The 14281-nt window shown below is 44.4% G+C and carries 14 protein-coding genes; 5 read left to right on the forward strand and 9 right to left on the reverse strand.

What is annotated here, in order from left to right:
• Positions 1–20: 20 nt before the first annotated feature.
• Complete coding sequence (locus N646_RS21460) at positions 21–410, reverse strand: nitrous oxide-stimulated promoter family protein (RefSeq protein WP_005387988.1); 390 nt, start codon at positions 408–410, stop codon at positions 21–23.
• A 14-nt stretch (positions 411–424) separates the two neighbouring features.
• The gene (locus N646_RS21465; RefSeq protein WP_005387984.1) at positions 425–934 is read right to left on the reverse strand and encodes a GNAT family N-acetyltransferase; all 510 of its coding nucleotides are present in this window, start codon (positions 932–934) and stop codon (positions 425–427) included.
• A gap of 136 nt (positions 935–1070) precedes the next feature.
• Here N646_RS21465 and N646_RS21470 point away from each other — a divergent pair, with 136 nt between their 5' ends.
• Positions 1071–1262, forward strand: coding sequence for a DUF2986 domain-containing protein (locus N646_RS21470; RefSeq protein WP_005376066.1), 192 nt, complete (start codon positions 1071–1073; stop codon positions 1260–1262).
• A gap of 49 nt (positions 1263–1311) precedes the next feature.
• Here N646_RS21470 and N646_RS21475 read toward each other — a convergent pair whose 3' ends face one another.
• Positions 1312–3483, reverse strand: a complete 2172-nt coding sequence (locus N646_RS21475; protein WP_017820184.1) for a TonB-dependent receptor — start codon at positions 3481–3483, stop codon at positions 1312–1314.
• A gap of 89 nt (positions 3484–3572) precedes the next feature.
• On the reverse strand, positions 3573–4310 hold the full coding sequence (locus N646_RS21480; RefSeq protein WP_017820185.1) for a siderophore ferric iron reductase: 738 nt from the start codon (positions 4308–4310) through the stop codon (positions 3573–3575).
• Positions 4311–4729: 419 nt separating this feature from the next.
• Here N646_RS21480 and N646_RS21490 point away from each other — a divergent pair, with 419 nt between their 5' ends.
• Positions 4730–6061, forward strand: a complete 1332-nt coding sequence (locus N646_RS21490) for an anaerobic C4-dicarboxylate transporter (protein ID WP_017820186.1) — start codon at positions 4730–4732, stop codon at positions 6059–6061.
• Positions 6062–6148: 87 nt separating this feature from the next.
• On the opposite strand, the gene N646_RS21495 is transcribed toward N646_RS21490, so the two are convergent.
• Positions 6149–6637 carry a LabA-like NYN domain-containing protein gene (locus N646_RS21495; protein ID WP_005387978.1) on the reverse strand — a complete coding sequence of 163 codons (489 nt, stop codon included), beginning with the start codon at positions 6635–6637 and terminating at the stop codon, positions 6149–6151.
• Between the two features lie 119 nt (positions 6638–6756).
• Between N646_RS21495 and N646_RS21500 the strand changes: the two genes are divergently transcribed.
• Positions 6757–7197, forward strand: a complete 441-nt coding sequence (locus N646_RS21500; protein WP_017820187.1) for a DUF4174 domain-containing protein — start codon at positions 6757–6759, stop codon at positions 7195–7197.
• A gap of 16 nt (positions 7198–7213) precedes the next feature.
• Here the strand turns inward: N646_RS21500 and cobA are convergent, their stop codons facing one another.
• The 4 genes from cobA to nirB all read right to left on the reverse strand — a co-directional run bounded on the left by cobA (position 7214) and on the right by nirB (position 12131).
• Complete coding sequence (gene cobA / locus N646_RS21505) at positions 7214–7972, reverse strand: uroporphyrinogen-III C-methyltransferase (protein WP_017820188.1); 759 nt, start codon at positions 7970–7972, stop codon at positions 7214–7216.
• Between the two features lie 206 nt (positions 7973–8178).
• Positions 8179–9027 (reverse strand): formate/nitrite transporter family protein, encoded by an 849-nt coding sequence (locus tag N646_RS21510; protein ID WP_005387971.1) that lies wholly within the window; start codon positions 9025–9027, stop codon positions 8179–8181.
• A 202-nt stretch (positions 9028–9229) separates the two neighbouring features.
• Complete coding sequence (nirD, locus tag N646_RS21515) at positions 9230–9553, reverse strand: nitrite reductase small subunit NirD (protein WP_005387969.1); 324 nt, start codon at positions 9551–9553, stop codon at positions 9230–9232.
• A gap of 13 nt (positions 9554–9566) precedes the next feature.
• The gene (nirB, locus tag N646_RS21520) at positions 9567–12131 is read right to left on the reverse strand and encodes a nitrite reductase large subunit NirB (RefSeq protein ID WP_017820189.1); all 2565 of its coding nucleotides are present in this window, start codon (positions 12129–12131) and stop codon (positions 9567–9569) included.
• A gap of 526 nt (positions 12132–12657) precedes the next feature.
• Here nirB and rnk point away from each other — a divergent pair.
• Complete coding sequence (rnk, locus tag N646_RS21525; protein ID WP_005390213.1) at positions 12658–13065, forward strand: nucleoside diphosphate kinase regulator; 408 nt, start codon at positions 12658–12660, stop codon at positions 13063–13065.
• Positions 13066–13303: 238 nt separating this feature from the next.
• The gene (locus tag N646_RS21535; RefSeq protein ID WP_031777243.1) at positions 13304–14263 is read left to right on the forward strand and encodes a GGDEF domain-containing protein; all 960 of its coding nucleotides are present in this window, start codon (positions 13304–13306) and stop codon (positions 14261–14263) included.
• Positions 14264–14281 lie beyond the last annotated feature (18 nt).

Consider the following 14281-nt stretch of genomic DNA (forward strand, 5'->3'; position numbering starts at 1 on the left):
GGCATGTCGCCCTCGTTTTTTTATTCTTCGCATTTTTGTTTAGATAAACGCTTGTGACGGTTTGACGCGTTCGCTGCAGGCTTTTCCGGTACCATTCGCTTTTCATGAAGCAAATGACGAACCGCCAAGATGGGATGTTTCAGTAACATTCTGGGGCCAGAGTAACGCATGACCAAACGCATTTGTTCTTTCGGCTCTGGTTTGTAGCAGTGAATCGGACATTTATTACACGTCGGTTTATTCTCTCCATAAGGACAGCGGTCGAGGCGCACTTCTGCGTATTCAAGCAGCTCACGACATTCTGAGCATAAGTCACGTTTTGTTCCATGATGGTCATGACAGTAAACCTCTACCATGGCTTTTACTGTCTTAAATTCAGTGGCGAGTTTGCCAAGTAAAATATCGCTCATGCGCTATCCAAAAATCACAACATCATTGTGTAAAGTTCTAACGTGCGGCCATTATCATATTGCTGCTCAACTCGTTCAAACTCAAAGCCCAGTTTTTTGAGCAAACTTATACTACGAATATTGTCATTGTTGGTGATGGCAACCAAATTATCGAGTTTCATTTCCTCTCTAGCGTATTCCAGCACTGCGGTTGCAGACTCCGTTCCGTAGCCGTAGCCATAAGCGGAAGGTAAAAATCCATATCCGAGATCATAGTGTTGTAATGTGTCACGTTTAACCAACCCACAAATCCCGATGGGTTGCCCATCTTCTTTCTTCTCTACAACGAGTAAACTCACGCCTTTAATTTGTTGCATGCGTAGCATGTTTTCTTTTATGTAACGCGCCGCTTCATATTCGGTACGAATTTGTTTGTCTCCGACAAAACGGTAGAAGTCTGGGTGGTTATAAAGTTCTAGTATAAATGGTGCATCATCTACACTCACAAGACGCAGTATCAAACGTTCGGTGTACAGTGTTTTCATTTGGGCTCCATTAAAACGCGATAGATGATTGGACATAGGAACGTACTTGAATTTTGCGACCGATACCGGCGCTTATTTAGTTGTAACTTGATAAAAAAGTAACTATCCTGCCTCGCTAAATTAAAGGACCACCACCATGAACCGCAAGAAGAAAATCAATCAGATCTTGAAAGCGAAGCAGAAGAAGCATAATGCTAAGCTACATAAGAGCAATAAGCCGCGTTATATCTCCAAAGCTGAACGCGCGAAAATGGAAGCTGAAGAACAAAACCAAGCTTCAGAACACACGGAAAACGTTGTAGACACAGCGCAGACAGATCAAGCCTAAAAGAAAAGCCGCTTCAAGCGGCTTTTTTGATATTCGGAGATAGTTAGCTTTAGTATTCGACACTGTAGTTCAGTGTGAATGTGCGACCTCTTCCTTTGTAGTCGTACGCTGCAGCATCGTAGTGTGCTGCATAAAGAATCTGCGCACGTTGTCCCCAAGCGGTTGTGTAGTCTTCGTCAAATAGGTTTTGAATACCAAAACCTAACTGCCCGATAGGTAGTGTTACGTTACCAAGAAGATCAAACGTAGTGTATCCATCTAGTTTATTGTTTGCGTCATCTTCGTAATCAAACATCGTCTGGCTTTGTAAACGTACTGAATAGCCATCCTGATAGTAAGCCGCCCACGCGTTCGCTTTTGATGTACTTGCTTTACCCGCGCTTAGATCTTCCCACTTACCGTTGGTTTTCAGCTCAGAAACCACATAGTGACCTGATGCACCTAACAAAATATCACGGTTTACCCAGTAGTTAATGTTTGCTTCGGCACCGTATACACGTTGCTCGTCATCAACATTGGTGATTAGGAGCGTCTTCTTGTCATACTTGATTGAGTTATCCGAAACCGAGTAGTAACCCGCCGCTTGCAGTGCGACAGTATCCGTATCTAATCGGTAACCAATTTCATAGCTGTCCGTTTTGATGCCCGACATTTTTGAGTCAGATACATTAATGCTATTGTTCAACGCGTAGTGACCATTTGCATCCGCGGCATCGTAGCTACCTTGGCCGTAGTACTTTGCAGGATCAGCGAGTTCGAAACCTTGAGAGAAGTTCGCCCAAAGCTGAGATTCATCGTTAAGCTGATAAATAGTGCCCAAATTAAATAAGCTCACAGAGTAGTCAGTGCTGCCACCTGGTACCGCATCCGCTGATACACCATTACCCGATGCGATCTTCTTTTGTATACTATAGGCAACAAAATCATCAATCTTATTGTCCATGTATTGGTAGCGGTAGCCTGCTTGTACTGACCAATCTTGATTGATTTGGTAATCCCCTTGGACAAATATTGCGTAAGACGCCACATCAACATCTGGGTAACGCCCCACTTCGGCATAGGTTCGATTAATTAAGTTCCCAGAGCTGTTCGCAATGGTTGGATCGAACAGAGCCTGGTTACTTTCAAAACGGTCTAAGTACGCATCGACACCATAAACAAGTTTGAATGACTCCCAGCTTTTAGCTAACGCTAAGCGCCCAGCAAAAACTTCTGTTTTTTGTTGAGAGGCACTTTGGTAATAAGGAGTAAAGGTTTGGTCTTCACTACGGTAAGATAACTCGCCTATCAGTTGATGACCGAATACGCTGTCGTGAGCGTAGTTCGCACTTAAGAAAACTCGCTCTGTACCATGTTCACGGTCGGAATCGAACCCCTCTCGTACATCTACAAATTTATTGTTAACAATGTACAAACCGTATGGCGAATCTTGCTGGCTGTCATAGTATTGTGCGACAAGGTTTAACTTGCCGGCATCGGAGATTTGAATCTCGGTCGATCCCATAACATCGAGCGTTGAATTATACTGCAAGGAGCCCTGTGAAATGTCTGGGGTGACAATGTCGCCATTTGCGTCAAATGCACCTTGTGTCTCGGTGTACACAACCGAACCTCTAGCGGTAATTCGCTCATTACCACCCGAGATAGACTGAGCGAGTTTGTAATCAAAGTCATCGCTGCTATTAAAGCCTGTAGTGCCACTCACGTAGGATTCAAACGACAAGTCATCCGAGTACGCTTTCTTGGTGATAATGTTAATAACACCACCAGTAGCGCCTGCACCATAAATGGAGGTTGCACCAGATAGTACTTCAATTCGCTCGATGTTGAATGGGTCTATTGCGTCTAACTGACGACTAATCGGGCGAGAAGACTGTAACGAGACACCATCAATCATTACCAACATTGCTCTACCGCGAAGGTTCTGACCATAATTAGTTCGACCACCGGTGCCGACGTCTAAAGAAGGGATGGTTGCAGATAGAATATCACCCAGTGTCTTGCCCGCACGATATTGCTGAGCAATCTCTTCTTGGCCAACAAACCAAACCGTTCCTGGAATATCGGAGATCGATTTCGGCATCACACTGCCTACAACAACCAATTGCTCATCGCTCGGAGTCGATGTTTGTTGAAGATCTTCTGCTGCTATTGAGCTAACTGCGTATCCACTGCTCATCGCAAGTACGATGAGATTGAAAGAAAACGTCCTTTTCATCATTGTATTTATCTTTTTGTTGTCAACAAGAGCATGCAATGATACTTATTCTCACTCTCAAATCGAGCACTGTTACACAAGTTAAATAAATGTTAATTAAGAACCTTCTTGCTCATAAGTTGTCGATTTTCCTCTAAACGAGGACAATCTGCACAAAGCTTTCTGCCTTCACACTTATAGACTAAACAACAACTTTTTCTTACTAACTTTAGCGGCTGATCAGATCCCGTCTCATGAAGTGAGCGGCTATTATCAACATCCAAACCCATTGCGCTTAGCCACAAGACCGCATGCTCCTGAAGTGTCGAGTTAGTCATTTGCGGAAAGCGCTGTTGGAGACGAATTAAACAAGCCATGATTCCGTCCGACATCAATTGATGGGTGAAGCCAGGACGAATGCGTGTCCATTGACTCATCTCTTGTTGATAGAAGTCGAACAGTTCTCGGATTTGACGCCCCGCCTCTTTTATCAACGCTTCTGGCTCGCCATGTATATGCGCTTCGTCGGCGAATCGGTACCCAGAAACAAAACAAGGTTTGAGGTGCTGCGCTATCTCGCGAATGTTTGGCAACGTGTGGTAACCGTAAATAGAGATGAATGCGACATAAACTGGCTGCCAACAAAGTAAATCCCACGTTCTTGTCAACCAATATGCTTTTCCCGCTTCCGGATGAGCCTCCGAGATTTGCTGGTAAAGGCCTTGGATGATCGGGTTGATATCATTCTCGATATGGATAGCTTCTTGCCCTATCTCGCCGATATCACCGTGTAGGTAAGGTGTAATCTCACTCGAAGTTTGAAACAGTTGCGGGAAAAATTGCTCAGACATGATGGCTTATTGTTGGTGTAGTCATTCTGACACCTTTATACCCAAGCACCAATCGTAATGCAAACTATTATCCTTTGCGTTTTCATAACAAAGAAGCACTCTTAGGGTTAGTTATGAATGTATTTCCGAGTTCTGTGAAGCTGTAAGGTCTGGTTACGTATGCGATGAATAGCAACAAACTCTTAAACCTCTTCGCATTTAACGCTCACATGATCGCAAAAATACACAGCATAAAAACACCCTGATAAAACTGTGTTAACAGTTTCCCTGTGTAGCGTGAGTTATTGCCAATAATTGAATATTGCTGTTTCTTATCCAGCGGATTGTGAACAACATGAAGTATTTTCTTTCTGAATATCGAGACAATACAAAGAGGTAATTTGGCTATGTAGCCCTCTGTTTTGAATAAGGAAATCCACATGTTGTATCTTGAGTTTCTATTTTTGCTCGTGATGCTGTATATCGGCTCACGTTATGGTGGTATCGGCCTTGGGGTCGTATCCGGAATTGGCTTGGTGATTGAAGTCTTCATCTTTAAGATGCCGCCAACCTCTCCTCCTGTCACCGTTATGTTGATCATTTTAGCGGTGGTAACATGTGCTTCCATTCTTGAAGCCGCCGGCGGTTTGAAATACATGCTGCAAGTTGCCGAGCGTGTGCTTCGTAAGAACCCAAAACGCGTCACCCTTATTGCTCCGTTCGTGACTTACTTTATGACCTTCCTACTTGGTACAGGTCACGCGGTTTACTCTATCATGCCAATCATTGGCGACGTTGCGCTTAAAAACGGCATTCGTCCAGAGCGTCCTATGGCTGCCGCTTCTGTCGCGTCTCAAATCGCAATCACAGCCTCGCCAATTTCAGCGGCCGTAGTTTACTACTTGGCGCAACTCTCTGATATTCAACACGAGATCACTCTGCTCTCAATTTTGCTCGTTACTGTGCCTGCAACCTTATTCGGTACGTTGTTGATGTCACTTTACAGCCTAAAGCGTGGTAAAGAGCTAGACGACGATAAAGAATACCAAGAGCGTTTGAAAGATCCTGTGTGGCGCGAAAAGATCCTCAACACAACTGCAACGTCTCTTGATGAAGTACTACCAACAAGTGCTCGTAACTCTGTATTGCTGTTCATTGCTTCTATCTTGGTTATCGTCGTTATCGCGATGTGGCCAGACATTCGTACCATCGTAGATGGCTCGAAGCCAATCAGCATGGCAGTTGTGATTCAAATGATGATGCTCTGCTTCGGCGGTATCATTTTGCTTGCGACCAAAACTGACCCGCGTGACGTACCAAATGGGGTGGTATTTAAATCTGGTATGGTGGCGGCGATTGCTATCTTCGGTATTGCATGGATGTCAGATACCTACTTTCAGTACGCTATGCCTCAATTTAAATCTGGCATCGTAGAGATGGTAACCAACTATCCTTGGACATTCGCGCTTGCGTTATTCATTGTGTCGGTTGTGGTGAACTCTCAAGCTGCAACGGCTCGCATGATGCTGCCTGTTGGTCTCGGCTTAGGTTTGGAACCTGCGCTGCTTATCGGCTTGATGCCAGCGGTATATGGCTACTTCTTTATTCCCAACTACCCTTCAGATATCGCGACTGTGAACTTCGATACCTCGGGCACAACTAAGATTGGTAAGTGGTACTTCAACCACTCATTCATGTCTGTGGGCTTAATCGGCGTGATTGGTGCATGTTGCTTGGGTTACTTGCTAGGGCAAATGATCATTCCTTCGTAACTAGCCAAATCAACGATAAATTAGAGGCGAGTCATTGTACGTTTTCGTACAGCCTGAGTGACTCGCCTTTCTTTATTGCACTATTAACTACAGCAAGAAATCGTCATCAATCGCGACAAAATTGTCGGCACAATCAATCAGAGTTTGAGATGTAAGTTTAGGTACACCATAAACGGTCACCGTTTTATTGAAGCGCTGCTGAATTCTCTCTACTAGCAGACTAAAGTCTCCATCTCCCGAAACTAGAATCACTTCCTCAACTTCGGGAGCAATTTCAATTGCATCGAGAGTAATACCCACATCCCAATCGCCTTTCGAGCTGCCATCACGACGCTGGATGTAGGGTTTAAGCATCACCTCAAATCCAACACCGCGTAAAATGTGATGAAACTGACGTTGTTTTGGATCGTTACTCGCGATGGCATAAGCACGAGCACTTACCACCTCTTTCCCTTGTGTGGCGACATACCAAAACTGGTTGTAATCAAAATTGCTTCGATACGCTTCGCGACAGGTGTAATACACATTCTGTACATCAACCAAAATGGCGATTTTTTGTTTGCTTTCCGAACTCATCTATTTCTACGCTCAATTTATTTGCTGCCTACCCTATGTCAGTTTTGGAAAAAGCACAATGAGCCAATTCCACTAAACTTAACGTATAAAAAGTTATTTGGGTTTCTAGGGGAACTGTCATGGGCGGAAAGTTACTAGTGATACTGCTTTCTTGTATCTTGTCATCGACAGCATTTGGTTATCCAGCGCACTCCAAATACTGGCCACATAGAAGTGTGCTCTACTTTGCGCCGGAAAATGATGAATACGTCAAACAATTCTTGCTAGAAACACTTATGAATGAGTGTGAGTTGGAAGACAGAGATGTCGTCACACTGGTCATTACAGAACAAGGTTATACTTTTCCTGCTTGGCTTAAAGAAGAGTTCGACCTAAAAATGCTAGCTCGTCTTTATGCGGTCGAAAAAGGTTCTCATACTGCTATTTTGCTTGGTAAAGATGGTCTAGAAAAGCACCGTTGGGGCGCAGAAACAGACTGGCCGTTTATCAACAACCTCATTGATCAAATGCCTATGCGTAAGCAAGAAATGCAGAGGCAACAAAGCCCCTGTAAAATATAGTCACTTCTGGGCAGTATTACTTTGCGAACCAATCCAATTTGTTGTGCAGCTGAGTAACGCTACCAACCACAATCAATGCTGGGCTCACAGCTTGCTCTGCCATGCTCGATAACTCGTTCAACTTTCCTTGGAACACGCGCTGCTCCGGGCGCGTACCGTTTTCAATAATGGCGCATGACATCTCAGGATCTAAGCCGTGAGTGATCAGCTTATCCATAATGTGGCCGCTTTGCTTCAAACCCATGTAGAACACAAGCGTGTTGTTGGATTGCGCGAGTGAATGCCACTCAATCTCACGACCATCTTTTTGTACGTGACCAGTGATGAATTGAACGCTTTGCGCATGGTCGCGGTGTGTTAATGGAATACCAGCATAAGCCGTTGCACCCGCTGCTGCTGTGATACCCGGAACCACTTCGTATTTGATACCAAATTCCGCTAGTTCTTCTAACTCTTCACCGCCACGGCCAAAGATAAATGAGTCACCGCCCTTCAGACGCACAACACGCTTACCTTCTTGTGCTTTCTGCACCAAGATTTGGTTGATTTGATCTTGAGGCACACAGTGAAAGTCTAATTTTTTACCTACGTAGATCATCTCTGCTGATGCATGAGCCAATTCTAGAATGTCTTTCGACACCAAACGGTCGTATACAACAACTTCAGCCGCTTGAATGGCTTTTAAGCCTTTTACTGTGAGCAAATCAGGATCACCTGGACCTGCACCAACAAGAGAAACAAAGCCGCTGTTTAAAGATGAGTGAGCAGTAGTCATATCAACGCCTATCGAAAAATTTAGATATAAAGAGTAACACTCGCGTTATGCACTTAGGGCTAAAACCACTCTAAGGAGTTATTACTTTTTATAGCTAAATCAATAAAATATGTCGCGAAAGTGAAAGTTAAAAATTGAAATCTAGTTAGAGAATAGTCCCGCCCATCCAGAAGCGGGACCATATTAAGCGAATTACCCGTTAATGGTTATTTAGCCATTGCAGGTTGCGCTTTTACTTCTTCTTCAGCATTGATAGAAGGCGCAGTTTTAGCGTGAGTTAGGTACAGTGGAATACAAGTCATTACTAGACCACCAACAATGTTACCTAGGATGGTTGGGATAAGGTTGAAGTTCAACCAAGTCGCGATACCAAAATCCGCACCTAGAATCATACCTAGTGGGAATAGGAACATGTTTACTACTGTGTGCTCGAATACTAGAGCGAAGAAGATGAAGATTGGGAACCACATCATTGCTACGCGACCAGATACTGAACGTGCTGTCATGTTGCCGATAACGCCTAGACATACCATTAGGTTACAGAAGATGCCGCGTACGAAACACGTGATCCATCCGTCCATACCCATGTTTTCAAAACCAAGGCTACGCGCGGTAGAAACAGCGACAAATTTCTTCGCTACTGCATTCAGTTCTAGAGAGAAGTTACCTGTTAGAGAGATAGCCACTAGGTAAGCAACGATCAGAGAACCGATAAGGTTACCCAAGCCTACAAGCCCCCAACAACGGAAGATACGACCCCAAGTGATGCCCGGACGGTTAGCAAACTTAGCCAGAGGCGCTAGACCAAAAACACCGGTTACTAGGTCATACCCCATCACACTTAGAATTACGAAACCAACGGGGAAAACAAGTGCTCCTACAAGACCGATACCCGTTTGTACAATCGCGGTAATAGCAACCACCACCGCAAGCGAAAGAATAACGCCAGCCATCGTACCGCGAAGCAGAAGATCTCGCGTGCTTGTATTGGTTTTCGCTTCACCAACATTGATCATGGTTTGCACGAATTCTGCAGGCTTAAAATCAGTAGACATGAATGTGTCCTTATCCAAAATTGAAAGTTAAAAAGTTAAAAAGTTAAAGATTTAATAGAGAAAGGCTTCCCGTTGACACCTGAACGCTGTCTACAACACCTCGCTTCCCTGTTCCCCTGAGTTGATGCTTGGAAAGCCTTTGTCTATTAAATCTAGGTTTCAGTTCATTCCCTCCCCTAAGAGGAGGGAATGAAAACCAAGCTTACGCAGAGATTTCTACTTCGCCGTTTGTTACGCGGGTTTTGTACGCTTTCACGCTAAAACGCTCGTCTTCCATGCACGCACCTGTTGTCAGGTTAAAGCGTTGCTTCTTAAGTGGGCTAGCCACCCAAAGCTCGCCTTGGTGCTCACAGATCAAACCGCGAGAAAGCACGTTTGATTGGAAGAACGGGTCTGTGTTGCTGATCGCCAGCACTTCTTCTGCTTGTGTTGGGCGGAATACCGCAACTTGCTGACCATCAACCAGTGCACAAACACCCGTGCCCGGTACGATGTCGCTTATTTGGCAAATCTTTTCAAATGACATAATCAACCTTCCCTTATGCTTCAGTGATCGCTACGTGTAGGATGTCGCCTTTCGCTTCAGGGTGTTTTTCCGTGAAGGTTGCTGGGCGGTGCTGTTCACGCTCTTGTACAAACACGACGTTTTCATCGCGCTTGTCAGAGTTGATGAAGTGCGCGAAACGAGTCAGTTGTGATTCGTCGTTGATGGTCGCAGTCCACTCACACTCGTACTCGTCGACAAGCTTCGCTACGTCTGCTTCTAGTTGAGCGTTGATGCCAAGTTTGTCTTCAACAATCACTTCGCGTAGGTAGTCAACGCCACCTTCCATGTTTTCCATCCAAACTGATGTGCGTTGTAGTGGCGCAGCAGTACGGATGTAGAACATCATGAAGCGGTCGATGTACTTGATTAGCGTTTCTTTATCTAGGTCACTTGCAAGTAGGTCTGCGTGACGAGGTTTCATACCACCGTTACCACATACGTACATGTTCCAACCTGCGTCAGTCGCGATAATACCAAGGTCTTTACCTTGTGCTTCCGCACACTCACGAGTACAGCCAGAAACACCGAACTTCATCTTATGAGGTGTACGAATGCCTTTGTAACGGTTCTCGATGTAAGAACCTAGACCAACAGAGTCTTGAACACCGTAACGACACCAAGTAGAGCCCACACATGTCTTCGCCATACGAAGTGCTTTTGCGTACGCTTGACCTGTTTCGAAACCAGCGTCGATAAGCTTGCGCCAGATCTCTGGAAGATCGTCTTTTTGAGCACCAAACAGACCAATACGTTGAGCACCGGTTACTTTGGTGTATAGGTTGTATTCTGCTGCGACGTTCGCTAGTGCACTCAGTGCTTGAGGTGTTACTTCACCACCCGCCATACGTGGGATAACAGAGTAAGTACCGTCTTTTTGGATGTTACCTAGGAAGTTATCGTTCGTGTCGTGCAGCTTAACCAGTTGTGGCTTAAGGATGTGCTCACCCCAGCAAGAAGCCAAGATAGAACCAGCCAGTGGTTTACAAACTTCACAGCCGTAACCTTTACCGTATTTCTCTAGAAGCTCATCAAACGTTTTGATCTCTTCAATACGGATTAGGTGGAACAGCTCTTGGCGTGAGTATGCAAAGTGCTCACACACGTCGTTCTTCACTTCGATACCAGATTTAGCAAGCTCAGCATTTAGAACAGACGTCACTAGGGGAATACAACCACCACAGCCTGTACCCGCGCCCGTCACGGCTTTGATGTCGCCCAATGTGTGGTGACCATCAGCAACCGCTTGTGCGATCTTGCCTTTGGTTACGTCGAAACAAGAGCAGATCACTGCACTTTCTGGTAGAGCATCTGCACCTAGTGCTGGTTTCTCAGCGTCTGCGTGTGCAGGAAGGATCAACGCATCTGGGTGTTCTGGTAGGTCGATTTCGTTCAACATAAGTTGAAGCAGGTCGCCGTAGTCAGACGTATCGCCAACCATAACCGCGCCAAGCAGTTTCTTGTTGTCTTTAGAAACGATAAGACGTTTGTAGACTTCTTGTTCTTCGTTCTGGTAAACGTAACTCTTACAACCTTCAGTACGACCGTTCGCGTCACCGATTGAACCTACTTTTACACCTAGAAGTTTCAGCTTCGCAGACATGTCAGCGCCTTCGAATTTGCTTTCTGTGTTACCTAGTAGGTGATCAACAGCAACTGTCGCCATCTTGTAACCAGGAGCAACAAGGCCGTAGAACATTTCGTTCCAAGACGCACATTCACCGATAGCGTAGATGTTCTCATCAGAAGTCTGACAATGGTCGTTAATAGCAACACCGCCACGAGGTGCCACTTCTAGCTCCATTTGACGTGCTAGTTTGTCTTGTGGACGAATACCTGCAGAGAATACGATGAAGTCTGTTTCTAGCTCTGAACCGTCAGCAAAACGCATAACATTGCGTGCGTTTGTGCCTTCTGCCGCAATCTCAAGCGTATTTTTGCTGGTGTGAACGTTCACGCCCATACGCTCGATCTTTTGACGAAGCTGGTTACCACCAGCCAGGTCAAGTTGCTCAGCCATTAGTTTTGGCGCGAACTCAACAACGTGCGTTTCTACACCCAGTGCTTTCAGTGCGCCTGCTGCTTCAAGGCCTAGCAGACCACCACCGACAACAACGCCTGATTTGCTCTTCTTCGCACACGCTTCGATCGCTTTAAGATCTTCGATAGTACGGTAAACAAAACAGTCTTTGCTTTCGTGACCTTTGATAGGTGGAACAAATGGGAATGAGCCAGTAGCAAGAATCAGCTTGTCGTATTGAACTTCACGGCCAGTGCTTGAGTAAACAATGCGGTTTTCACGGTTGATGTTAATCGCGCGTTCGCCGATCAGCATGTTAATACCGTGTTTCTCGTAGAAGCCTTCTTTTACTAAAGAAAGTTCATCTGCAGTATGGTGAGAAAAGTAAGAGGAAAGGTGCACACGGTCGTATGCGACACGAGGTTCTTCACAGAAAACCGTAATGTCTATATTAGACATATCAGCTTTCTCGACTAAGTCTTCAATATAACGGTGCCCTACCATACCGTTACCGATGACTACTAGCTTCAACTTGCTCATTATAATTCCTAAGGGTTAGGTTCTTATCACTGAGCTCATTGTTAATTGTGAAAGAAAATTAATACATGATGTAAATCAATTACAATTTCAAACTACCCTAAAGGGGTAGATGAACGTATTTATCTGACTATTGCGAAATAAAAAGTAATTTATTAACGGATATTGGTAGTTTTAACAAACTGAGATAACCGAAGCCATGCTAGCAACGGACTATACCGTTTTGCTTTATGAAGTAAGACTGACCATCGAAACCGAGCACACCTACGATAAATCCTGTTTTGCTTCTAAACGACGCACTCACTTGACTTCACCGTTTCAAGGTGATCAGAGAACAATATCTGAAGTGATTGAAAGATTTAGAAAAATCAAGCTTCACAACAAAAATTTTTTACTAGCTAAGTCGCACTATAAAGACTAAAATCGGGTTTAGTTCATATGGAATAGCGTCCATATGATTGATACCGTAATTGACATATAGAGTGCCGTCCCATTTTTGTGAGGCGGCCTTTTATTTGGGAGTCATAAAATGTCAGAAAACAATTCTATCTACATCTCAAGCTTAGATATGAACCGAATCACGGCTTTGTTGGATAAAATGCCAAACATCGCAGCGGAGCTTGTGGAATTAGAAGCAGAGCTCGACCGAGCAACAGTTCTTGAGCCAGAACAAATGCCAGATAACGTGGTCACGATGAACTCGACTGTAGAGTTTAAATTTTCAGGTGAAGATAGAACCATGACAAAGACACTGGTTTACCCTTCTGAACTGAAAAGCAGTGATGATATCTCTATTTTTGCACCCGTAGGCAGCGCACTGATCGGTTTGTCTGTCGGCCAAAAACTTGACTGGCCAATGCCAAATAATCAAGTGAAGACAATTGAAATTGTCGATATCACATACCAACCTGAGCGTTGTGGTGCACTAAACCGCTAACCCTCAGTAGTCCCGGTGCAAAGGCCTCCATTTAAGACTTTGCACCAGGAGAGCCCCTCGCTTACCCCCTATTTCCTTCTTTGTTTTCCAAGCATTTACTTTACTGCTCTTAAGTAACATCACCGATTCTTTATTATTTACCGCATATTCAATATTTATATCTCCAAGCTCAATCATAGAAATTGCAAAGTATTTTTCGTATATTGTCGCTCCGAAAACGACGTAAATTATGCGCAAAATGGAAGAATATCTAACTCGAATTGCCTGCTTAGAAAAAGAAAATGAAGAGCTGAAGCGGAAGAATGCGCGACTACAAGAAAAGTTGAATGCTGCACTCGACAGTAATGGACTGTGTTTGTGGGAGCAGCATATTCCTTCAGGTACTTTGACGATATTCAATATGCAGTGGGGAAAAATGCTAGGTTATCAGCCCCATGAGTTAACCGCGACGGTTGAAACGTGGAAAAACAATCTCCACCCTGAAGATTATGATCTTGCGGTGGGTGCATTTGAAGATCACCTAGCAGGCAAGACCGACCTTTATGAGGTAGTGCATCGCATGATTCATAAAGACGGCAGTGATAGCTGGGTCTACGATCGAGGGCGCATCGTCGAGTATGGTTCTGATGGCGAACCACTACGGATGATGGGTACTCATATCGATATTACAAAAGAAAAGCGTTATGAGCAGCAACTGGCCAAGTTGGCTTCGAGTGATCCATTGACTGGATTGTTAAATAGAAAAGCAATTGAGGAAAACTTTAATCATCAACCTCAAACCGAACCGTCTCAGCAGTCTGCTTTAGTGTTTGTTGATATAGATAATTTTAAAGCAGTTAACGACCAGCTAGGCCATCATACTGGCGACACCCTCCTCATCAATATCGCCAATAGCTTAACAGAGCTTGCGTCAAGCAAGTCTCAAGTTGGACGCATAGGAGGCGATGAATTTGTTATCTTAAACTGGCATTCAAGTCGAGAGGAAATATCCCAACTTTGCAATCAACTCTTAGATTCAATCATTCCAGCGATGAATCAAGACTTACATAAAGTAACGATAGGAATGAGTATCGGTGTTTGTCTCTTTAACAAAGGAAAGCAACCGTTTAATGAAGTGTATCAAAAAGCCGATCACGCAATGTATGAGATAAAGAAAAATGGCAAAAATGGAGTACAATTTTTCAACTTAAAAAGTTGATATCTCTCCATAAATCAT

The organism is Vibrio alginolyticus NBRC 15630 = ATCC 17749 (genome assembly GCF_000354175.2).
Taxonomy (GTDB): domain Bacteria; phylum Pseudomonadota; class Gammaproteobacteria; order Enterobacterales; family Vibrionaceae; genus Vibrio; species Vibrio alginolyticus.

Excerpts from the sequence above, each read along its gene's own strand:
- N646_RS21460 (WP_005387988.1), bottom strand. The coding sequence starts at position 410 with ATGAGCGATATTTTACTTGGCAAACTCGCCACTGAATTTAAGACAGTA.
- N646_RS21535 (WP_031777243.1), top strand. The coding sequence starts at position 13,304 with ATGGAAGAATATCTAACTCGAATTGCCTGCTTAGAAAAAGAAAATGAA.
- N646_RS21470 (WP_005376066.1), top strand. The coding sequence starts at position 1,071 with ATGAACCGCAAGAAGAAAATCAATCAGATCTTGAAAGCGAAGCAGAAG.
- N646_RS21500 (WP_017820187.1), top strand. The coding sequence starts at position 6,757 with ATGGGCGGAAAGTTACTAGTGATACTGCTTTCTTGTATCTTGTCATCG.
- N646_RS21475 (WP_017820184.1), bottom strand. The coding sequence starts at position 3,483 with ATGATGAAAAGGACGTTTTCTTTCAATCTCATCGTACTTGCGATGAGC.
- N646_RS21480 (WP_017820185.1), bottom strand. The coding sequence starts at position 4,310 with ATGTCTGAGCAATTTTTCCCGCAACTGTTTCAAACTTCGAGTGAGATT.
- cobA (WP_017820188.1), bottom strand. The coding sequence starts at position 7,972 with ATGACTACTGCTCACTCATCTTTAAACAGCGGCTTTGTTTCTCTTGTT.
- N646_RS21490 (WP_017820186.1), top strand. The coding sequence starts at position 4,730 with ATGTTGTATCTTGAGTTTCTATTTTTGCTCGTGATGCTGTATATCGGC.
- N646_RS21495 (WP_005387978.1), bottom strand. The coding sequence starts at position 6,637 with ATGAGTTCGGAAAGCAAACAAAAAATCGCCATTTTGGTTGATGTACAG.
- nirB (WP_017820189.1), bottom strand. The coding sequence starts at position 12,131 with ATGAGCAAGTTGAAGCTAGTAGTCATCGGTAACGGTATGGTAGGGCAC.
- nirD (WP_005387969.1), bottom strand. The coding sequence starts at position 9,553 with ATGTCATTTGAAAAGATTTGCCAAATAAGCGACATCGTACCGGGCACG.
- N646_RS21510 (WP_005387971.1), bottom strand. The coding sequence starts at position 9,027 with ATGTCTACTGATTTTAAGCCTGCAGAATTCGTGCAAACCATGATCAAT.
- N646_RS21465 (WP_005387984.1), bottom strand. The coding sequence starts at position 934 with ATGAAAACACTGTACACCGAACGTTTGATACTGCGTCTTGTGAGTGTA.
- rnk (WP_005390213.1), top strand. The coding sequence starts at position 12,658 with ATGTCAGAAAACAATTCTATCTACATCTCAAGCTTAGATATGAACCGA.